The sequence below is a fragment of the Shewanella sp. 0m-8 genome (assembly GCF_052977265.1).
On record NZ_JBRIMB010000024.1, the window covers coordinates 44,692 to 66,561 of the forward strand.

17 protein-coding genes and 2 tRNA genes are annotated in these 21,870 nt (G+C 42.1%); 13 read left to right on the forward strand and 6 right to left on the reverse strand.

Features of this window, described 5'->3' with window-relative positions; all coding sequences use genetic code 11:
- Positions 1 to 16: 16 nt before the first annotated feature.
- Positions 17 to 1,948 (reverse strand): transglycosylase SLT domain-containing protein, encoded by a 1,932-nt coding sequence (locus ACVBIO_RS12645; RefSeq protein ID WP_447172755.1) that lies wholly within the window; start codon positions 1,946 to 1,948, stop codon positions 17 to 19.
- A gap of 118 nt (positions 1,949 to 2,066) precedes the next feature.
- On the reverse strand, positions 2,067 to 3,563 hold the full coding sequence (rmuC, locus tag ACVBIO_RS12650; protein ID WP_447172756.1) for a DNA recombination protein RmuC: 1,497 nt from the start codon (positions 3,561 to 3,563) through the stop codon (positions 2,067 to 2,069).
- A 215-nt stretch (positions 3,564 to 3,778) separates the two neighbouring features.
- Here rmuC and msrP point away from each other — a divergent pair, with 215 nt between their 5' ends.
- Both msrP and msrQ read left to right on the forward strand, forming a co-directional pair.
- Positions 3,779 to 4,801 (forward strand): protein-methionine-sulfoxide reductase catalytic subunit MsrP, encoded by a 1,023-nt coding sequence (msrP, locus tag ACVBIO_RS12655; RefSeq protein ID WP_447159882.1) that lies wholly within the window; start codon positions 3,779 to 3,781, stop codon positions 4,799 to 4,801.
- A 55-nt stretch (positions 4,802 to 4,856) separates the two neighbouring features.
- Positions 4,857 to 5,510, forward strand: coding sequence for a protein-methionine-sulfoxide reductase heme-binding subunit MsrQ (gene msrQ / locus ACVBIO_RS12660; RefSeq protein ID WP_447169295.1), 654 nt, complete (start codon positions 4,857 to 4,859; stop codon positions 5,508 to 5,510).
- Positions 5,511 to 6,093: 583 nt separating this feature from the next.
- Here the strand turns inward: msrQ and ACVBIO_RS12665 are convergent.
- Positions 6,094 to 6,411, reverse strand: coding sequence for a hypothetical protein (locus ACVBIO_RS12665; protein ID WP_447159880.1), 318 nt, complete (start codon positions 6,409 to 6,411; stop codon positions 6,094 to 6,096).
- A 183-nt stretch (positions 6,412 to 6,594) separates the two neighbouring features.
- Here ACVBIO_RS12665 and ACVBIO_RS12670 point away from each other — a divergent pair, with 183 nt between their 5' ends.
- From ACVBIO_RS12670 to ACVBIO_RS12680, 3 genes are all read left to right on the forward strand, one after another.
- Entirely contained in the window at positions 6,595 to 7,095 is a 501-nt protein-coding gene (locus ACVBIO_RS12670; protein WP_447159879.1) for a putative 4-hydroxy-4-methyl-2-oxoglutarate aldolase, read from the forward strand.
- Positions 7,096 to 7,192: 97 nt separating this feature from the next.
- On the forward strand, positions 7,193 to 9,016 hold the full coding sequence (locus ACVBIO_RS12675; protein ID WP_447172757.1) for an AsmA family protein: 1,824 nt from the start codon (positions 7,193 to 7,195) through the stop codon (positions 9,014 to 9,016).
- Positions 9,016 to 9,630, forward strand: coding sequence for a BsuPI-related putative proteinase inhibitor (locus ACVBIO_RS12680; RefSeq protein WP_447172758.1), 615 nt, complete (start codon positions 9,016 to 9,018; stop codon positions 9,628 to 9,630). Before ACVBIO_RS12675 ends, ACVBIO_RS12680 begins: the two co-directional genes overlap by 1 nt.
- 80 nt (positions 9,631 to 9,710) lie before the next feature.
- On the opposite strand, the gene ACVBIO_RS12685 is transcribed toward ACVBIO_RS12680, so the two are convergent.
- Both ACVBIO_RS12685 and gloB read right to left on the reverse strand, forming a co-directional pair.
- On the reverse strand, positions 9,711 to 11,270 hold the full coding sequence (locus tag ACVBIO_RS12685) for a LysM peptidoglycan-binding domain-containing protein (protein ID WP_447159876.1): 1,560 nt from the start codon (positions 11,268 to 11,270) through the stop codon (positions 9,711 to 9,713).
- Between the two features lie 111 nt (positions 11,271 to 11,381).
- Positions 11,382 to 12,158, reverse strand: coding sequence for a hydroxyacylglutathione hydrolase (gloB, locus tag ACVBIO_RS12690; protein ID WP_447164083.1), 777 nt, complete (start codon positions 12,156 to 12,158; stop codon positions 11,382 to 11,384).
- A 136-nt stretch (positions 12,159 to 12,294) separates the two neighbouring features.
- Here gloB and ACVBIO_RS12695 point away from each other — a divergent pair, with 136 nt between their 5' ends.
- The gene (locus tag ACVBIO_RS12695) at positions 12,295 to 13,035 is read left to right on the forward strand and encodes a class I SAM-dependent methyltransferase (protein ID WP_447172759.1); all 741 of its coding nucleotides are present in this window, start codon (positions 12,295 to 12,297) and stop codon (positions 13,033 to 13,035) included.
- A 56-nt stretch (positions 13,036 to 13,091) separates the two neighbouring features.
- Positions 13,092 to 13,988, forward strand: a complete 897-nt coding sequence (locus tag ACVBIO_RS12700) for a LysR substrate-binding domain-containing protein (RefSeq protein ID WP_447159873.1) — start codon at positions 13,092 to 13,094, stop codon at positions 13,986 to 13,988.
- Positions 13,989 to 14,018: 30 nt separating this feature from the next.
- On the opposite strand, the gene rnhA is transcribed toward ACVBIO_RS12700, so the two are convergent.
- Positions 14,019 to 14,513, reverse strand: coding sequence for a ribonuclease HI (rnhA, locus tag ACVBIO_RS12705; RefSeq protein ID WP_447169292.1), 495 nt, complete (start codon positions 14,511 to 14,513; stop codon positions 14,019 to 14,021).
- A gap of 73 nt (positions 14,514 to 14,586) precedes the next feature.
- Here rnhA and dnaQ point away from each other — a divergent pair, with 73 nt between their 5' ends.
- From dnaQ to ACVBIO_RS12735, 6 genes are all read left to right on the forward strand, one after another.
- Positions 14,587 to 15,315 (forward strand): DNA polymerase III subunit epsilon, encoded by a 729-nt coding sequence (dnaQ, locus tag ACVBIO_RS12710; RefSeq protein ID WP_447172760.1) that lies wholly within the window; start codon positions 14,587 to 14,589, stop codon positions 15,313 to 15,315.
- 10 nt (positions 15,316 to 15,325) lie between these two features.
- Positions 15,326 to 16,663 (forward strand): TIGR03503 family protein, encoded by a 1,338-nt coding sequence (locus ACVBIO_RS12715; protein WP_447159870.1) that lies wholly within the window; start codon positions 15,326 to 15,328, stop codon positions 16,661 to 16,663.
- 124 nt (positions 16,664 to 16,787) lie between these two features.
- A tRNA-Asp gene (locus tag ACVBIO_RS12720) sits at positions 16,788 to 16,864 on the forward strand.
- Positions 16,865 to 16,947: 83 nt separating this feature from the next.
- A tRNA-Asp gene (locus tag ACVBIO_RS12725) sits at positions 16,948 to 17,024 on the forward strand.
- 843 nt (positions 17,025 to 17,867) lie between these two features.
- Positions 17,868 to 19,700, forward strand: coding sequence for a cation:proton antiporter (locus ACVBIO_RS12730; RefSeq protein ID WP_447172761.1), 1,833 nt, complete (start codon positions 17,868 to 17,870; stop codon positions 19,698 to 19,700).
- Positions 19,701 to 20,237: 537 nt separating this feature from the next.
- The gene (locus ACVBIO_RS12735) at positions 20,238 to 21,527 is read left to right on the forward strand and encodes a coproporphyrinogen III oxidase family protein (protein WP_447164628.1); all 1,290 of its coding nucleotides are present in this window, start codon (positions 20,238 to 20,240) and stop codon (positions 21,525 to 21,527) included.
- The last annotated feature ends 343 nt before the right edge of the window (positions 21,528 to 21,870 follow it).

Below are 21,870 nucleotides of genomic sequence, written 5' to 3' on the forward strand. Positions count from 1 at the left end.
ATAATGGGACTAAATGCTAGTAGCTAAATTTGAGCTCCTGCTCAGATAATAACTCAGCGTGTTTATCTTGTTTAATCTGATAGATCACCCGATAACTGAGAACCGCTTGTACGTATTCCCGAGTTTCTCTGTAGGGGATAGATTCGATAAAACTTACGACATCAAGTTTACCATCACTCTTTTTAAGCCAGTTATTAATACGGTGGGGACCAGCATTATAAGAAGCCGTTGCCAATACTCGATTTTGATCAAATTGTTTGAGTAAACCGCCATAGTAGGCACTGCCTAGCGAGATATTGAGCTTTTCATCATAGAGACTTTTAGTTCCGCTGTAGGGGAGTTTGGTTTTCTGCGCTGTTTGCTTAGCAGTGGCTGGCATCAACTGCATATATCCTCGAGCTCCCACTCCGGATGTGGCATTTGGGTAATAGGCACTTTCTCTTCGTGAAATGGATCGGATTTCATCAATATCCACGGCATACTTTTTACTGGCATGAGTAAAAGAGGTTTGTGCGGCATAAGGAAAGCGCATCTGCATATCATTCCAGAGTTTAGCTTGTATGCTGGCTTGAACTCCTAGGCTATGCCACTTTTGCTCAACAGCATAGACAGCATATTCTTTTTGCATCGCTTTATCATGACGGTTAAGTAACATGACCCACTCAGCTCTTGCATCAGACTGTTTATCAATCCCGAGTAACTCTTGTACCCGAGCTAACCCTCTGTCGTTAAATATCTTTTTCTTTAGCGCATTATCGCTCAGAGTTTTCTGATCTTGTAGTTGATAAGGCTGTTTTAATTTAGCGGCAGCAAGGTAACCATAAAAATTGCGCTCTAAACGTAGCGCTTCAAACAGCGCCATAGATTGCTCCTGGCTTTGCTTGCTATTTTCTTTTGCAAGTACAGTCGCACGCCAATATTTCCAGCGGGCAGTATTTTGTTTTTGTTCACTGAGTTGGGGTAAAAATTGGGCAAAACTTTTTTGGTCATTATCTCTAAGTGCCCAACGCAAACGCATCTCAACAAGATCGTCGCTATCAAGCAAGGGTAAAATGGTATCTATGTAGCTTTGAAGTTCAATCGTTTGATAAATTAACGCTCTTCTGACCAAGTAACGGCTCAGTTTTCTGCCTTGATAATCACTGAACCTGTCAGCTTTCTGATATGTCGCGAACAGTTTTACCGCTTGCTTGAGATCTTTCTTGGCTAATTTTCTCAGGCCTAAATCCACAATGGTTGCATTAATCTTGGCTTTGCCACTGAATTTTGATGTATGGCGAAGACTGCGCGGATCTTTATAGACAGCAAGCAAACGCTTCGCGTCATTTTTATGAGTGGTAAGTTGTCGTGAAAGGTACGATAACAGTCCGTACTGGCCTTGCTCGAAACTGAGTAACATACGTGACCAGATGAGCTCTTGGCTACGCAGCCCGGCTTTTTGCCACTCTTTGAATAAGGGATCGCACTCTTTCGGACGAGAGCGGCCGTATAACCAAAGGGTTTTAGCCCCGTTATAGGCGATCTGTTTATCGCCTTGTTGTAATTGGGCACGGTAGTAATAACATTGTAGGGTAATGTTATTAGGGCTGTTTGGACTGACGATGAGGAAATCTTGCCAACGTTTTTGACTACCACTGCGCTTGAGGTAACGGTAACGTCCCGTGTTATACAATGGACTGGCCTCAAAGGGGGCTAGCGCTGTCATTGCCTGCTTTGCGGGAAGCTTGAGGATATTATTGATGTTATTGTGAAAGTCTAAATAGATGGCTAAAGGGTAGTCATCTAATTTATCGCGCATTGGCTGGTACTTATCCAATTGCTGTTTACTTAGCGCGCTTCTCGCCTCTACATAAAGCTGCTGCTCTTTGGTCAATGTAGAAGCATAGACTGAGGAGCATGCAAGCATTGCTATCATCCCCGTTAAAATGCGACGTAACTGCTTGTGCATTTGCAACAATCCTCTTAACTATCCCTATTGAGACTGGTTGTGTCAGCTGTTAACTAATTTTAAGTAGCTGCTCTTTAGTAACTACTCTTTGTAACTAAGCTTTGCATGTCAGCCTTGTTCATTCGTCTTGATGATAATCATCATCTGATAAGCTTAGCGCTTTATCTAGAAGTTGTGCGTCCACTTTTTTACTGGTTTGTACGCCTAATTGTTGCATTTGATGCGCTTGACGGATGACGTTGCCTTTTCCTGTCGATAACTTGTTCATGGCATTAGTAAAGTTTTTATCTGCAGATTCAAGTGAACGACCCAACTTTTCCATATCGTCTAAATAACCGCATAACTTGTCGTAAATCCTGCCAGCTTGTTTAGCGATCATCTGTGCATTTTGGTTTTGGTACTCATAACGCCAAATATTGTTAATAGTGCGCAATGCGACCAGCAAGTTAGTCGGACTAACCAGCATGATATTACTTTCAAGTGCATAGTTAACTAAGCTTGGGTCATGCTCAAGTGCCAGTAAAAAGGCAGGCTCAAGTGGAATGAACATTAATACGTAATCTAAGCTTTTAACACCGTGAAGTTTTTGATAATCCTTTTGGCTTAAGCCTTTTATGTGACCACGAACAGAGATGATATGTTCTTTAATTGCTTGTGCGCGAATATCGTCATCGTCACTGTTAAAGTATCGCTCGTAAGCAACAAGAGACATTTTCGCATCGATAACAACATCTTTGTTCTCAGGTAAGTGCACGATGACATCGGGCTTAAAACGCTTACCGCTGTCACTTTTAAGATCTGTTTGTGTATCGTACTCATGACCTTCTCGCAGACCACTCTCTTGTAAAACGCGCTCAAGGATCACTTCTCCCCAATTGCCTTGCTGTTTGTTATCACCCTTAAGTGCTTTGGTGAGGTTAACAGCATCTTGGCTCATCTTTAAGTTAAGTTCAGTTAATGAGTCAAGTTGGTGTTTAAGGGCACTGCGCTGAGTTTGTTCATGAGAATATGATGCCTGAACCTGTGCCCTAAACCCTTCAATTTGCTGTTTAAACGGCGCTAGTACGCTATCTAATTGTTGATTGTTTTGTGATTGTAGTTTTTCACTGCGTGCTTCAAAAATCTTAGTCGCTAGGTTTTCAAATTGGGCTGTTAAACGTACTTCAGAATCTTCTAGTAACTGTATTTTGTCGTTGAGAGCTTGTTGTTTTGCATCAAAACTGGCCGCTAGGGTTTGCTGCATGGCATTAGATTTGGAAAGGGCAAGTTGAGTTTCCATCTGCTTTCGTTGGTTATCGACCAGTGACTGCTCCAGCTCTTGGGTTCTTTCTGCTTGTGCTTGTGCTTTGCCTAATTGCTCTAGGCGAAACTCCAGCTTGTCTTGATATTGATCTATCACCAATTCTTTCTGATGAATGGTTTCTTTTAATTCAAGAATTTCAGTATTGAGCTCAAGTTTTGTTTGTTCCATCTCATCTAAAAGCTGGTTTCGTACGTATTCCCATTTAATACGAGTTTTTCGTTGATTAAATAACGCACCAATCAGCATAGATAGAAAAGCGATTGCGGCAATGATAACAATTTGTGCGTTTGAAAATGCAAGCTCTAATGGCATGTGAGAAGGCTCTTGACATGGTTAATGAGACGCTAGAGTGGCACGGCGATTTAAACACTGCAAGCTTAAGCAAGTGATTAGTCAGGCAAGTGGTGCAGACATAGCCAGCTGTTAATGATATGTAATAACAAAACGTGGATGAAACCTTTCATCGACTTTGTCGGTCTGATTAGGTAACAATACTAATTGATATAAAAATAGGATGGGTGCGGCTAATGAATATAAAAAAAACTGCTGCTTGGGATAAGTTTAAAGAGTGCGATATTACCCCAGAAGAGGTGTACCAAGACCGTCGTAGGATCCTTAAACAGATGGGCTTTATAGGTGCTGGTGCGCTGTTATCTTCTCACGCTAATGCTGGTGTGTTTGACCTGTTTTCTAGCGATGAGCAAAAGGCGGCATTTATGACTAAATCCCTACCTTTTGCTAAACAGGCCGAATATGACCACCTGCTTTATGGCGCATTAACCCCTGAGTCTAAAATTATTTCTCACAATAATTTTTATGAATTTGGTACTAGCAAGACAGATCCACAAGACAATGCCCAAGAGCTTAAGGTTGAACCTTGGAAACTGGTCATCGACGGTGAGGTCGATAAACCTGTGACACTTGATTACGATGACCTACTTACTCTTTTCCCATTAGAGGAACGAGCTTACAATTTCCGCTGCGTAGAAGCATGGTCCATGGTCATCCCTTGGGTTGGCTTTTCATTAGCTAACTTACTTAAGAAAGTGGGCGTAAATAGCAACGCTAAGTATGTTGCCTTTGAGACCTTATATGATCCTGAACAGATGCCGGGTCAAAGGAGTCGTTATGCAGGAGGAGGGATTAACTACCCTTATGTAGAAGGCTTAACGTTAGCCGAAGCGATGAACGACTTAACTTTTCTGTCAGTGGGCCTTTATGGAAAAACATTGCCGCCACAAAATGGTGCGCCTATCCGCCTTGTCGTGCCGTGGAAATATGGCTTTAAGAGTATTAAATCGATTGTTCGTATTCGCTTAACAGACAAACAGCCGCCCACATCTTGGAATCAACTCGCCGCCAGTGAGTATGGGTTTTATGCCAATGTTAACCCAGAGGTTGACCACCCTAGATGGTCGCAAGCATCAGAACGTCGGATCGCAGAAGGTGGGCTTTTTTCGGCAAAACGGATCCCAACTCTACCTTTTAACGGTTATGGCGACATTGTGTCAGATCTGTATAACGGTATGGATTTAAATAAGTTTTATTAGCTAGCTTGAATCACTGTTTACACGTTTAGTGTTGGCGGATTAGTAGGAGATGTTTATGCGTGTTAATCGCCGCTCAGTATTTCGGCTAAAAGGGCTATTTCACTTGATAGGCCTGCTGCCTATCGTCTATTTAGTGCTAAAAGTGATGAGTGATAATGCAGGTGGCGATCCGGTACAGTACATCATTCACTTTACTGGAATAGGGGCTCTCAATGCACTGGCAGCAACCTTACTTATCTCACCCGTTGCCAAGAAGTTTAAACTCGGGATCCTACTGCAAACTCGGCGATTAGTTGGCCTGTATGTCTTCGCTTATGCCAGTTTGCATGTGTTGGCATTCTTTAGTTTAGATTTAGTGTTTGCCTGGTCACTGTTTTTTGAAGAGGTTGTTAAACGTCCCTATATACTCGTGGGGGCGATGGCGTATATTTTACTCGCAGCGTTGGCATTAACTTCGTTCAAAGTTGTTGTACGCAAAATGGGTAAGAGCTGGCAAAAATTACATAATTGGATTTATGTTATTGCTATTTTGGTTCCGATACATTTTTACTGGTCAGTTAAATCTGAAATCATTGAACCAAGCCTATACATTTTATTGTTTTTGGTTTTGTTAGGATTAAGGTTAAAGCAAAATAAGTGGTGTAAACAAGTGTTTATAAAATGCTTTCGTATACTGACGGGTAATAAAGAAACTCAACCATTTAATTAATTCGATGTAAATCAAAAGGTGTGCTGTTATTTTTTTTATCTCCATATTTGATGTTTTATAAACTGGAGTTAACTCAATGCATTAATGTTAGAACGATGTCTGTAACTAGTCAGGTGTCATGTCCTAAGTGACAAGCGCTAATGCAAGGGTGATATGTGTAAGCATGGTATTTATTAGTATGTCATCGATGATGCGGCCATCTGAACAATGGTGTTTAGTGTGCTCAGCGTGTCTGTTAGGCAGGCTTGTTTATGTGAACTGTTGATGTAAATTGTTTATGGGGCCTGTTTAAGAGAATTGTTACATTGGAGAGATAAGTTTCATGCTGTGTATTGCAAGCCCATCCATAGGCTTGAGGTCGATAACTGGAACCATTTAGCTTTCTACAAGTCGCAGTCTAACGTTAGCGCTAATTTAATGACTAAAATAAGCTGATAAAGCAAATAACGTGTTTAGTCACTGTCTTAGTGACAGCTTTAGTCAAAGCCTTACGCGTTAAGTTGATTAAGTTTGTTGCTGATTGAGTTTAAACTTAATTATAAACCTGATTTTTTAGAAAATAACTTTGAATAGCTCGTTATTATTAATTGTTTTCTTGCTGTTTCATTACTTGAATGACTTCATCGTATGACATGTTAAATTGACGAGAAAGATTGATGATTTTAGTTTTATAGGTCTGAATACTTTCTTGTTGAGCGAGCAGTCTTTTTTCATTATCAACCAATTCATTGACCGCTTCTTGTAATATTAATAAACGGCGAAGATTAAAATCTAGCGAGTCAATGTACTTTAGCATTTGAGTTTTATTACGAGCCTGCTCTAAATCACTAGAGTGTTTTTTATCATAACCATATTGGTCTAGAGCGGCGATGGCACTTTCTAATTCGATATTGTTGTTCATTTTTACCTACGACTAACGAAAGGGTCTGTGTACAGACATTGAACAAGATTATAGTTTGTATTCTGGCTGGGGAACAGTCTGGATTTGATTAATTATCAGTTAATTCGTGCGTTAGCACTTGGGTTTCGGCTCTTGACCTGTCAATCTAGAGTAAATTGATACTCATTTTTGCACGGAGGCCTAATGTTGGATCTGTTACCCGATCTGTTTGATACCTATGCTGACAAGCTTACCCTATTACCCCCCATGTTTATCTCTTACGGTAAACGAGAGTGTTTTTGGGGCGAAGTAGTGACGGTAAAATGTTTTCGAGATAACTCAAAAGTTAAAGATGTTCTCGCCAAAGACGGTAAAGGTAAAGTGTTAGTGGTTGATGGGCAAGGGGTGACTGATTGCGCCTTGTTAGGTGACATGATCGCACAAAGCGCAGAAGATAATGGTTGGCAAGGCGTGGTTGTTTTTGGCTGCGTGAGAGACATTGGTACACTCAAAACGATTGACTTAGGTGTACAAGCGATTGGTGCCAACCCGATAAAAACAGTGAAGAAAGGGATAGGTGAAGTGAATATTGCAGTTGAAATTTATGGTGTCATCATTTCGCCTCAATCATTTATCTATGCTGATGGCAACGGAGTGGCGATATCTAATGAAGCGCTTGATATATCCGTGCTAAATTTAGAGTAATTCTTGATATTCACTCTAAAATTGAATTTCTATATTAGTCTCTTATATTAGTTAGTTACTGATATTGTTTTCTTAGTTTTAACAGATGGAACCTGCTATGAAATTTTTAAAATGGTTTTTTATTTCAATCCTAGGATTAGTTCTTGCTTTAGTGCTCTATGTCACTTTGATTTTTGACCCGAACGATTTTAAACCACAAATCGTCGACTTGGTGAAAGAAGAGACCGGTAGAGAACTGATTATCGGTAGTGATTTGTCGTGGACGTTTTTCCCGACCTTAGGCATTAAGCTTGGGCAAATTACCTTATCAAATCCAGATGGGTTTCAAAATCCATCAATGCTTGCCGTAAATGAAGTGGTTGCAGAGGTGGCATTAATGCCACTATTTAAAAAAGAAGTAGAGATTTCACAGCTTAACCTCGACGGCTTGACCTTGATGTTAGAGACTCAAAAAAATGGTCGCACTAGCTTTGACGGTTTAAGTGGTGAGGCCGGTAAAAACGCCAATGCAGATAAATCTACTGCGAATGCAACTAGTGGCTCGAGTCTAGCGCGCCTTGATATTGGTGGTATTACGATAACCAATACTAAGATAGTCAATATTAACCATGCTGCTCAGACTGAACAAGTCTTCGCCCTAAAAGAGCTAACATTAGGCCGTTTTCAACTGGGTGAGTTTGCCCCGCTAAAGTATGAGTTTTCTGCAACTTTGCCCGATATGAACCTGGTTAGCCAAGGTGAAGGCCAAATTAAAGTCGCACACGATCTTAAAACTATAACCATTAACGATTTTGTCATCGGTAATCAAGTGACTGGCGAAGGACTTCCTAATGGCAAGTTGAAGGTCGATCTTAATACCTCTTTAGTTGTCGCTTTGGAAAAACAAACGCTTAGCTTAGTACTGTCTAGCTTGAACGCGGCCAATATTGATGCATCTGGTTCACTTGATGTGGCTTATGGTCATACTGTCCCAAGCGTCGTTGCTAAGCTTGAGGTTGGTGATGTTGATCTTGATGCGCTGCGACCTAAAGGTGAAGCTCAGCAAACCAAAGACAGTAAGCCATCACCAAGCTCAGCTAAAGCTGTTGAACCCGATTTAACCGCGATGAATAAGGTTAATCTTGATGTCGACGTGAGAGTCAAGTCGGTTAAGGTCGCTAATTTAAAAACTCAAAACTGGGTGATGCAATTAGTGATGAAAGGTGGCGTAGCAGATATGAAGCAATTATCAGCGGATCTGTATGGGGGTAAAGTTAACGCATCAGCGAAAATCGATGGTCGAAATAAAGTCGCTCAATATCAATTTAATGAACGTCTGACAGGGGTCGACATTCGTGCCTTATTAATCGATATGGCCGACATTGATATGTTAGATGGTAAAGCTAACTTCAATGTAACTGGTAAAGGTAAGAGCTTAATTCCAGATAACTTGAAAAAGAACTTGATTGCAAACGGGCAGTTTGAAATTGCCGATGGAGCGATTCATGGGGTTAACATCCCGCAAATGATCCGTGAAGCAAAGGCAAAGTTAGGTGGAGACCTATCAGCTGGTTCAGGTTCTACTGAGCAAAAGACTGATTTCACCAGCATGACTGGCTCATTTAATATCGCTAATGGTGTGATAACGAATCCCGATCTTGATATGGCTTCTCCACTTATCCGACTTAAGGGCAAGGGTACTGCTAATATTCTCAATGAAGCGTTAGATTATAAGTTAACAACATCAGTTGTTGGCTCGTTAGAAGGTCAGGGCGGTGATAAGCGAGATGCTCTCTATGGTGTTGAGATCCCATTTTTGATCACTGGCACCATGTCAGAGCCTAAGTTTGCCTTAGATACTAAAGCGCTACTGGACTCAAAACTGAAAGATGAAACAAATAAATTGAAAGATAGCTTATTTAAGAAGTTTGGAGGCCTGTAATGCTAAAAATATTAATGTTCCCGCTGCTGGCTTTTAGTTTGGTGGCCTGCTCAGAGCAGCAAACTGAAACCGCAAATGTTGACACTGCCGTAGAAAATACTCAGGAGTCTCAATCAGCAGTGCAGCCTAGCGCTAAAACACCAGTACAGCCTGTTGCAGCATCACCGAGTGCTAGCACCAATATTGTTGCTGGCGGTGTCGTTGATGCAGGGAGTGCGAAAGACAGAGTGCCTACAAAGGAAAAGTCGATGAGCAAGGGATTGTTAGATGCGAAGCTATTGGTGAATGATAAAGCAAATGTGACTCTGCAATATACTAACAACCAACGCTATGGCGTGCCATTAATGTTTATCTCTGGAATGACAGCCGATTTATGGTTACTCGATCCTTCTGGACACCGAGTTTGGGCTTGGTCTAACGAGATGATGTTTACCCAAGCCTTGAGAGAAACGGTAATGCCAGCGGGTAAGACGCAAAATGTTAAATTTACTATCCCAGCGAGCGTCGCGGCCAAAATCACTAAAGGCTATAGTCTAAAGGCGCTGTTTGCAGGCAAAGCGACAGAATCGCAGACTCCTGCAATGTTGCCTGTGACTTATCAATACACAATGTAATTGTTAAACGACAAGCATTAAAAAAGGCGACTATTGGTCGCCTTTTTTATGTTTATCAGCCAGTAAAACCTATTATGGTTTTACGCTCTGACTTTAGTCATATCAACATACAGCTTAAGCATTTGCCCTGGCTGAATGTATTTAGTCTTCTCGAGTGAGTTCCAGCGAACTAATTCGTTCACACTGACATTGAACTTACTCGCGATACGAGCTAAAGAGTCGCCATTACGCACCTTGTAGTTCACGGTACGCGTTACTTCACTTAAGCTCCCCTTGTTTGACTTGCTACCTGACCAAATAACCAGTTTTTGGCCTATTTGTAACGGATCTTTTGGCGCCATGCTATTCCAGCTAGCAAGCTGAGCCGTTTTAACGCTATGTTGTTTAGCTATTTTCCACAGTGAATCACCCGATTTTACTTTGTAGGTAACTTTACTTGCACCATGATTTTTATTCTGCTGGCGATTTAGACGTTGATCTGCTGATAACAGATATTCATCTAAATTCTTAGCTGCTACAGGGATCAGTAAAAACTTACCTGCAACAATAGTATTGCCATTAATATCATTCACCGACTTTAACGCTGAGATGGTTGTGTTATAGCGTTTTGCTATTAAGCCTAAGCTATCGCCAGACTTAACTTTATAACGTTCCCAATTTAAGCGCTCTTTAGTATCAGTATTGTTTAACGCAAGTTTAAATGCGTCAGCTTTATCAACGGGTAATACAAGCAAATGTGGTCCGTCAGGCGCTGTCGCCCAGCGGTTATAACCAGGATTGAGCTTATGTAGTTCAGAAGTGGTCATATTGGCAATGTCTGCTGCAAGCGCCAAGTCAATCTGGCTTCCAATATCCACGACTTCAATCTGTGGTTGATTACTTATAGGCGTAAGTTTAATACCATATTTATCGGCATTTTTAATTACGTCAGCTAAAGCGAGTAGCTGAGGTACATAGCGCTCAGTTTCTCTGGGTAAGTTCAGGCTGAAAAAATCAGTTGGTAGACCTTTCTTCTTATTACGTTTAGCTGCGTTGATCACACGACCTTCACCAGTGTTGTACGCGGCAATCGCATATAACCAGTTTTGACCTGTCTTACCGTGAAGATACTCAAGCATGTCAAGAGCTGCAGTTGTTGCAGCCGGTACATCGCGTCGACCGTCATACCACCAGTTCATTTCAAGCCCGAAGTGACGAGCCATAGGGGATGTGAACTGCCACAGACCAGATGCGGCGCCGTGAGAATAGGCAAATGGATCGAAAGCGCTCTCAACGATGGGGAGCAAAGCAAGCTCTATCGGTAAGTTACGCTTTTCAATTTCTTCAACAATGAGATACATAAATGGCGTAGCACGCTCAGATACACGTTCTAAATGCTGTGGATGTTTGATGTACCAATCGCGATATTGGCGAACGAGTTTTTCATCGGGTACTTCCATCTGCATGTCTAGACGAATACGTTGCCAGATATCAGTGATCTCAACGGTCTCTACGACTTCAGGTACAATGGGTGCTACGGTGACTTTTTCTACTACGACAGGTGTAGTGGGAATCCTTTCTACAGTCTGCTGGTCGCCGAAATTTTGACAACCTGTCAACAGGGCAATCCCCCCCGCGACGAATAAAAGTGGTACGCGCATGTAAAATGTGTGTCCTTAAATTAGGCTCAAAAAAGCCAGATAACCCTTGCTTAGTTCTTGCTCAGTTCTGGCTTAGTGGCACTGAAATAGCGGGCTATTGTAGATTATTTTTTAGAAATTGTCTTTCCATTGACGCAGAAGTGCGAAGCTTTGCAAGGGATTGCTGATAGGTTGTTGGAATTGAACGGCTAAAATTTGCTGGATTTCTGTACTACCTGCTCTTAAAAATGGGTTAATGGCTTTTTCTAAGCCAATTGATGAAGGCAAGGTCGGTTTATTTTGCGCTCTCAGGGTGCGAGCTTTTGCTGTGTATTCGATAAGCGCTGGATTTGTCGGTTCAACTCTTGCAGCAAATTTAAGGTTTGCTAATGTGTATTCATGAGCACAAAATACACGAGTATTGTCTGGCAGGTGGCTTAATTGCATTAATGACTGATACATCTGCTCTGCGGTACCTTCAAATAATCGCCCACACCCGCCACTAAATAGGGTGTCACCGCAAAATAGGGCATCTTCGATTAAATAACTAATATGGCCCAATGTGTGACCGGGTACCTGAATAACCCTTGCATTTAATTCGCAATTTTCTAGCGCAAGAGTAACGCCTGCAGTGATAGGACGATTGACACCTTTTATATTTTCACTCTGTGGGCCATATACAGGTACGTTTTGGCCAAAATGGTTGAGCAATGGTTCGATACCATCCGTATGATCATAGTGGTGATGGGTTATTAAAATCCCTAGCAGGGGCTGTTTTCTGAGAGTTAAATAATCAATAACCACTTGCCCATCACTGGGGTCGACGACATAGACACCAGTACTTTGCTGTGATTGAAGCAGCCAGATATAATTATCGTTTAACGCGGGCAATGGAGTTATCTGTAACATATCGAGGCTCTCTATTTGAAGAAATTAACAGCTCAACAAAATTAATTTGAGCGCTTAAACAAGTTTACTGACCAAAGCTATTGCTTGTATACCGCTTTCGTTATTAAAGTAGACAAGAGTGATTTTGGAGGTCGATTTGTCACAGTCTCAATTACCGTTAAAACCTTATCATTGGTCGGAACTTCCGAGTGGGGCTGTTATTCGCGAAAGTGTTGAGCAGGCTTTATCCCCATGGTGGCCAAGAATTTTTGGTTACTATATGTTAAATCTTGGCCCTTTGAGCCATAAAATAGACAAACCAGGGGTAGGGATCAGTAAGCAATACTCTTTATATGATCAGCCACAGGCGAGCATAGAGGGAGACTATAGTCAGCTACCCATTCAAAATCTTAGTATCGATGCCGTGGTGATGAACTTTATTATAGAGTTTGAGGCAGACCCTTACCGCATACTGAGAGAGGTCGATAGAGTCCTTATTTCTGGTGGGCATTTAGTGATTGTTGGTTTTAACCCACTTAGCCCGATGTTTATCGGACAAATTTTGCCTAAACATCAGCAAGAGATCCCTTGGAATGGGCGCTTTTTTATGCCTTCACGGGTAAAAGATTGGCTAGGATTATTAGGGTATCAAGTGGTTGCCGATGAACGCTTACTGCACCACCATCTTCTTACAGAGACGAAGGTTGATAATATTTGGTCTCATGCGCTTAAGTCTTGGTTACCGAGTACCGGCAGTGTTTATGTGCTGGTGGCGAAAAAGTTAGAAACACCGTTAACGCCAATACAGGCAAAGCGAAGAGTTAAACAACGAAATTGGTCGACAGCGCCGAGTGCTGGGCGTACAGGTCATGCATCTAATACTCATCATAGTAAGTAAACTTAGCGCCTTTATGGCAATGGTTATCATTTTCAAATTATAAATAAAGAGTCTTGATGCGTATAACATTAAAACAGTTGGCCATTTTTGAGGCGGTAGCTCGCAGTGGTCAAGTTGCTAAAGCAGCTGAGATGGTTAACTTGTCATCTCCTGCAGCATCGATGGCGCTATCTGAGTTAGAGAAACAATTAGATACTCGCTTATTTGAGCGAGTAGGCAATCGATTACGCTTAAATTCGCAAGGCAGTTTGTTGTTGCCTTTGGCCACTGAAGCGTTACAAAAAATCGATCAAATTGAGCATACCTTTTCGCCAGCAGGGGCTGAACTTGGCGGTAATCTGACAATTAGTGCCAGCTCAACTATAGGCAATTATTTACTGGCCAGAAGCGCTGTCGCCTTTTGTCAGCAACATACCAATACATTGGTTAATGTCGATATCGATAACAGCCAGGCAGTGATCAATGCCGTGCTTGAATTTAAAAGCGAAATGGGCTTTATCGAAAGTCAGTGTCTTGATAGCCGTATTGCTGTTGAAGCATGGCATAAAGACAAGTTATTGGTTTTTTGCCATCCCGCTCACCCGCTAGCTGGCAAACGAGTTGCGCCGAGTGAATTGCGTAATATGCCTTGGGTGATGCGAGAAGAGGGCTCAGGTACCCGAGACTGCTTTGTCAGTGCTGCGAATGCCCTTGATATACAGCCACAAGAAAAGTTCCGCTTTTCTACCCCCGATGCTATTAAGCAAGCTGTTAAGCAAGGCGCGGGATTAGGCGTTTTATCGGAACTGACTCTTGAAAAAGAGCTCATTCGCAAAGAATTGGCGCTTATCGAAGTGGAAGGCTTAGCACTAGAGCGTAAGTTCTATCGTATCCACCATAAGAGTCGTAATTTTAATCCGTTAGGCTTAGCCTTTATTGACTTTTGCCAAGGTTTTTTAAACACCGAAAGCTAACGACTCAAGTTGACTTAATTGAGCGCAACGCTAGCTTTGGTCTAGGCTTTCTTGTTGGATAATGTAACCGGTGTCTTCTTGCTTAGGTTTAGCTTCAGCGGCTTGGCGGGCAAGATCGTCACAACGCTCATTTTCAGCATGACCTGCGTGGCCTTTAACCCAACGCCAGTCAATTTGGTGGCGTTGGGATACTGCGTCAAGACGTTTCCACAGATCGACGTTTTTTACTGGTTGATTGGTGGAGGTGATCCAGCCTTTACGCTTCCAACCGTGGATCCATTGGGTGATCCCTTGGCGCATATACTGACTATCGCTGGTTAAGATAACCTGACACGGCACTTGTAACACTTCTAGCGCGACAATCGGGGCCAATAGCTCCATGCGATTGTTCGTGGTAAGGGCAAAGCCATCAGCAAGCTCTTTTGTTTGCTTTTTATACTTTAAAACGATGCCATAACCGCCAGGGCCAGGATTTCCGAGGCAAGAACCGTCGGTATAGATAGAGATCTGTTTCAGTCCAGTCATCAAGTTGCTACCATAGCTATAATTGCTGGGCGAGTATACCCAAAAAATTTAACTGAGAAATGTATAAATTCATATGAATATTGTTTCAAGCGCAAAGCGACAAATTATTCTCGATACCGAAACCACAGGTATGAACCAATCGAGCGGTCCAATTTACTTGGGTCATAGGATCATTGAAATCGGTTGTGTTGAAGTCATCAATCGCCGCTTAACTGGGCGTCATTATCACGAGTACATCAATCCGCAACAGCCGATTGACCCAGAAGCGATTGCGGTTCACGGTATAACAAATGAGTTTGTGGCTGATAAACCTAAGTTTCATGAGGTAGCACAAAGCTTTATTGAGTTTATCGACGGCGCTGAAATTGTTGCACATAACGCGAGCTTCGACGTTAGCTTTATGGATCACGAGTTTTCAATGTTACAGCCGCGTGGCCCTAAAACAGCTGATATTTGTCAAATCCTCGATTCGCTCGCAATCGCTAAACATTTACATCCAGGGCAAAAGAATAACTTGGATGCCTTGTGTAAGCGCTATGGTATCGATAACTCGGCCCGTGATCTTCACGGCGCATTACTCGATGCTGAGATTTTGGCTGACGTTTACCTGTTAATGACAGGTGGCCAAACCAAGTTTAACCTTTCAAGTGAAAAAGCAGGGCAAGAGGGCGGGGGGATCCAACGCTTAAGTGCAGATAGAGCAAAACTTAAAGTGATCGCCGCATCGGCCGATGAACTGATAAGACACGAAGAGCGACTAGACTTAGTTGCGAAATCAGGACAATGCCTCTGGCTCGGATAAACGTCATTTTATGAACTTCTCTATGATTAGAAGCGTTAAATATGTAGCGGTTTTCTTAATTTGTTATTTTTCAGTTAGCATTGCAGCTTTGGCGAATGTCGTGCTTTCTTCGCATGCTTCGGAGTTAAAGAATCGTTTTAGAATCGATCATATGGTTGAGTCGGTAACCTTGCTCATTCATAGAGAGTACGGCAGTGCCCCCGTTATCATTGTGCGTCCAGATGGCAGCAAATGGTATGTGAACCGCCATCCTGAGGATAAAGTCGCCTGGATGGAAGGCTTAACGGGTGACATGATCACCATTAACCAGCCTATGCCTGGACCGTGGCAATTGATTGGCCAAGTGGTAGAAGGTTCAGTGATTGATAAGGTGTCAAAGCTTTCAATTGATGTCGATCCCATTCCACAGCCACTGTTTCAAGGTGAACGGGTTAAATTAACGGCAAGATTACTCGGCGATGAACAAAAAGTGCGCTTGCCGGGTCTTGACTTTATGATGAGCTGGACTGCTCGATTTGTAAGTGACAACCATTCTGCCGATGAAAATTATGCGGCAGGAACGCTTATCGTTGGCACGTATAGAGATAACGGAGAAGCACTGGATGAGCGACCTGATGACGGGACCTTTACCAGTGATTTAGATCTAGAGCAGCCATGGGGTGGCTACACACTGCAAGTGCGGGCTAACAATGCTGTGCTTGAAAGGCAATATACCGAGCCGTTTAGATTATCCCCGCGCCCAGTCGAAGTTGAGTTATTGACACCTGACGATCCCAAATCGGGAGTCTGGACTTTAGCTATTAAGTTAAACGATCAAGTACTTAAACTTGAGCAAACGCATCTTGAGGCGGAAATAAAGGGCCCAGCAGGCAAGATGATCCCGCTAACGATTACCGACTTTAAGGAAGCTAATAGCCACTTTGTGCTGCCTAAGGTCATGGATTTTGGTAGTTATCATTTAAAGCTCAATGCGGTGAGTACCACAGTTAACGGAAGAGAGATCTATCTAAGCTTACCCGAGCTGTTTTTTAATCTGATCCAGCCACCTGAGCCTCCTCCTACTAAAGAAGAACTTGCTGCAAGAGCCGATGCGATCGCTAAGTTGCAGGAGCAACAGGCAAAAGAGGATGCTATCGTATTAATCGTATCCATCAATATTGCATTGATCGTATTAGGTATACTGGTTTTATTGTTCATTCGTAAGCGCAGTAACCTCAAAAAAGCATTAGCAGCAACGCAGGCGCGTTTAGAAACAGAGGTGCGTAAAGAGAAGATGTTGCTAGAGCTGGATCAAATCGATTTAACCATGCCAGAAGATAGTGTTGAGCCTAAGAGCGATAGAAGGTAGTTTTTATCAACAAATTGTTGAAGATAAAGTCTAATTGTTCGTTTTTCGACTTGTTGATTAAGTTCTTATAAAAAACTTATTGACGGGCTACCTCACTCTACGTATTATTCAACGCACTTGATGTGGAGCGGTAGTTCAGTTGGTTAGAATACCGGCCTGTCACGCCGGGGGTCGCGGGTTCGAGTCCCGTCCGCTCCGCCAATCAAGTGCTAAATTTTAGTTATTTGTTAGTGACATAACGAGTAACATTAGAAGTCAACATGATTGAATTCTAGTAAAGTTTAGGAGCGGTAGTTCAGTTGGTTAGAATACCGGCCTGTCACGCCGGGGGTCGCGGGTTCGAGTCCCGTCCGCTCCGCCAACATAAAGATAAAAGCCTCTGCATTTCTTTTTATTGAAGATTGCAGGGGCTTTTTTCGTTTCAACGCTGCTACTTTATAAGGCATTGTTTAGCCCAGGTTTTGGATTCAGCTGTTCCTGAGTTATACCAATTGCCGACATAAGCTTAAGCTTCTCGCTTATTTGTGGGCGCGATGAGTAAGTAAAATACCCAAGCAAACTAAGAAATAAGAACCATTGCTAATATCCTAGCCGCTTTTTCGGCGCCTTGGGTTCTAGGTGATCTTAATATTAAGGTGATCGGGATTATCCATACTAAAAAAATCACCAAAAATGCTGTGATGAAAAGACTCATTGATAGCAACTCCATTTGGTATTGCCCCCAAGGTGCCGAGCAAACTCCGATAATGTATCATTCAGTTGCGACTTTATAGGTAAAAAGTGCGATATGCAGATTGACTGCTATTTAAGCTCTCATCTTTGTTAGTATCGTTAACAGGGACGATAAGTAATGGCTTGCAAAACAAACGACCACTAATGAGCTTATCAATCAAAGTAGCAAATGTTACTTTACTCCGTGGCTGAATCTACTGTAAGTTATTATAATTAAATATATTTATTCTATTAAAGCCATTGTGTTTTATCCCCGCAAGACTGACAGATGTACAGCCCCTTTTAAACGCGATGTCGTTGCTAACCTAGCCATAGCTGTATTCTTATCCACCTAAATCATTTTACGGAAATTTTGATTTACTTTTCTTGGTGTTATCGTATTTTACTCAGGTTTAGCTATAGTTTTTACACTCAATGGCTTCTTTTAACAAATACATATTTCGCTAGAAATGAGCAGATAAGGAAATAGGCTATGCTAGAGCAGATCACTGGGATGCTTGCTTTGCTAGGTGTTTTATCGTTGTTTTGTCAGTGGATAGGGTGGAAGCTAAGACTGCCCGCTATTCTCCCGCTACTCTTATGTGGTCTTTTACTAGGGCCGGGCCTTGGTTTCTTAAATCCTGACGCGATATTTGGTGATCTGTTATTTCCAATTATTTCACTCGGCGTCGCGGTGATCTTATTTGAAGGGGCGTTAACGCTAAACTTTAAAGAGATAAAAGAGCATGGTGCCATGGTCACCCGATTGGTGACCTTAGGCACCGTCATTACATGGGCCTGTATTACGCTTGGTACCTTTTACTTACTTGATTTTGATTGGTCGATGGCTTTGCTGTTTGGTGCGCTGGTGGTGGTAACAGGCCCAACGGTTATCGTGCCTATGCTCAGAAGTGTAAGACCTAAAACAGAGCTTGCCAGCATATTACGTTGGGAGGGGATTGTTATCGACCCTATTGGTGCTTTACTTGCTGTTTTAGTGTTTGAATATATCGCCGTTGCGGCAGATCCCACAACTCATGTTTTGCATGCACTAAGTGCCATGTTAATTGTAGGATTAGGCTTTGGTGTATTGAGTGGCTATCTAGTGGGCCTTGTGCTGCGTAATAATTTGTTGCCCCATTATCTGCGAAATACCGCAGTGCTAACCTTAATGCTAGCCGTATTTGTAGGCTCTAACATATTGGAAGAAGAATCGGGCTTATTGTCTGTAACTGTTATGGGTATTTGGTTAGCGAATATGAAAGGGGTCGACATTGCCGATATTTTAGAGTTTAAGGAAACGCTGACTGTATTACTCATTTCTGCGCTGTTTATTCTGCTTGCAGCGCGACTTAACGCCGACGCGCTGTTGAGTCTCGGTTGGGAAGGGCTTGCGTTATTGGCCGTGGTAATGCTGGTTGCTCGTCCATTAAGTATTTGGTGCTGTGGTGTTGGTACATCGCTTTCAAGTGGTGACAAGTGGTTTTTAAGCTGGGTAGCACCGCGCGGCATTGTGGCGGCGGCGGTATCATCTCTGTTTGCCATCAAGCTTGAATCCATTGGGATTCAAGGCGCAGAGCTTATTGTACCGCTTGTTTTTTTAATCATTATTGGCACTGTTGTTATTCAGAGTTTAACCGCCGGGAAATGGGCAAAGATGCTAGGTGTTACCGCGGACTCATCACAAGGGTTACTCATTTTTGGTGCGTCTAAGTTGCCGAGAGCGCTTGCTAAAACGTTACAATCAAAAGGCGTGACAGTGCTACTAGCCGATAATAACTGGGATAATATTCGTCTCGCTCGCATGGACAATATTCCGGTATATTTTGGTAACCCTGCATCTGAACATGCTGAAAACCATATGAATATGGACGGTATTGGTCGCGTCTTGGTGATGTCACCTTATCGTCAACTTAACCCCTTAGTGAGTTTTTACTTCCAAGATGTATTTGGCAGTGAAAAGGTCTACGGGCTAAATCATGGTGAAACATCGAGTGCTCGCCATCAGTTGTCTGAATCCTACTTAAAACGCTTATGTTTATTTGGTGAAGGGGTCTCATATTCTAAGCTTGCGAGTTTAATGGCGAAAGGGGCTAGTATTAAAAGCACCAGCCTGACTGAAAGCTTTAACTACGCCATGTTTATGGCGCAATATGGACAAGCTGCAATTCCGCTTATTTATTTGCAAGATGGAAAAGTAAGGGTAATTAGCGCTGCATTAGATACTGAGCTGCCAACAGGGGTTGAGCTTATTAGCTTAATCCCTGCGGATGCGATTAAGCTTGAGATGAGCAGTGAGCAACCGGATAAAGTCGGTACCAGCTAGAGAATCTGTTTTTTAATCATCTTATATTTGTTTCCACTTCAGCTTGTTCGAGGTGGAAACAGATAGACTTTATCAACTCTTTTCAATCAGAAGTGGTGTGTTTAATTATTGAGGTGCAGAGGTGATGTTATAGATGATTACAGTGCCCGTTGTTACCTTGGCTATTGGCGGCAGAGTCATTAACTCGACTCAATCCACTTTGTTGGTTTTATCTTGCAAAACAGGCATCACCAATCTTAAGGCGTTAGTCTTATCGTTGAGCCATTAAAGTATAGAGTAAAGCTGGTAGGGGCGTACTTACTACTATTTCAGTCACTCATCGCTAAAGAACTCAATCTACATGAGCTATATCGCCGCTAACGTATAAAAAGTCAGCGATTTTATTTGTGCTATGTAACATATTTATAAGATTGTTAGCTGAGAATGAAAATATTTTTAAACATCAGATTTACAACACACTTTTCAATATTATCAACGAGTAAGGTATGGAAATCTCCTTACCTGAAACACAGGTAAATTCATCATTAAAGGTGAGTTATGTCATTTGCCTATTTACGACAGTCATTAGCAACCCAAAGTCTTGATCTCGTCATGCAACATACGATTAAGCAATCCCTTAGTTTGGCTGACGCCAAAGTGTTCCCATTAGGTCATTCATCTGTAAGCTTTACCGAAGAGCAAAAAATTGAAACGCTCTATATCCATATCCCGTTTTGCCATACTTTGTGCCGTTTTTGCTCGTTTCATAAAGTTAAATACAACCGAGAAAAGGCCAAGCTATATTTTGAAGCCCTGCGTAAAGAGATAAAGCGAGTGATTGGGGCGGGTTTACGTTTTAATCGAGTTTATATCGGTGGCGGTACCACAACGATTTTAGAAGATGAACTTGTTAAAACAATAGAATTGATTAAAAGCTTAACTACGGTACGTGAAGTCTCTTGTGAGACCGATCCTAGTTACTTTAAAACCGGCAATCCAGAATTGCTCGATGGCTTAGTTGATAGGATGAGTATTGGCTTACAAAGCTTTGATGATCAAATATTGAAAGCCAGTGGCCGTTTTGAAAAGTTTGGCTCAGGTGATGAGCAGGCCATCGATATTAAAAGAGGGATTGAACTATTCCCTACGGTCAATGTAGATCTAATGTATGGTTTTAAAGGGCAAACACCCGATAGTGTAGTGGCCGATATTAAACGCATGATCCAGCTTGAACCTGACCAAATTACTACTTACCCGCTCACTTTAGGAATAGGCAAGAGCCGAAAAAAATCTAAATGTCTGGCGGGTAAGCCTGAAGATTTATGGCCACAATTTTTGGCCGCAAAACAAGCAATGTCAGAACGCTATATGATGGAGTTTCCTTGGACATACAGTCGTAATTTTGGTCAAAAAGTCGATAATAAATATGTGCTAGATGGGGAGAATTGTTTTGGGGTCGGCTCGGGAGCATTCGGCCGTTTTGGGTCGCAGTTTCAAGTATCGAGCTTTAATATTGATCGCTATATCCAACTCATTAATCAAGGGTATGTTGGTACCAGTCACCATAAAGTACTGAGCGATAAATCAATAAACCAACATCATTTGATGATAATGATGGGCAAAGGGCATTTAGATAATGCTTTATTTAAAGCGCATACGGGCAAAAGCCTGTGGCAAGCCTTTCCTATTGAGTTAACCTATTTATTAGCCGCAGGGGCCCTTATTAAGCAAGGAGATAGTTATAAAACCACAGAAGCAGGCCAATTTATTGCTTTAAAGATGTTCAGTGGTTTCCTAGCTGGTATGGATTATTTACGTGAGCAAGCTATCGAATTAGCAGCACATTAAACGTATATCGCTACTTAAGACAATGAGAGATTAAATTGTAAGATACAGCCCCTATTTGTTCGCTATGCTATGTGGAAGTGAAGAGTATCAGTAGAAGGATTTAAGGGCTGATCCTGTTTCTGTGGCAAGGTTAATATGGAAAGGTTTTTGCTGATTGTTTTTTTGATGATTGTTTTTTTGATGTTTGCTGCTGTTCGCAGCCGTATCTACACAGAATAATTGGTACTTACATTTGGGCTTTAATTGTTCAGCTTATAAGTTGGAAATGCCCCAAAGCTCGTTAGCCTTCGAATGAAAACTGATTACATTATTTGTCTGAGCTGTGGCTACAGGGCTGCTAATT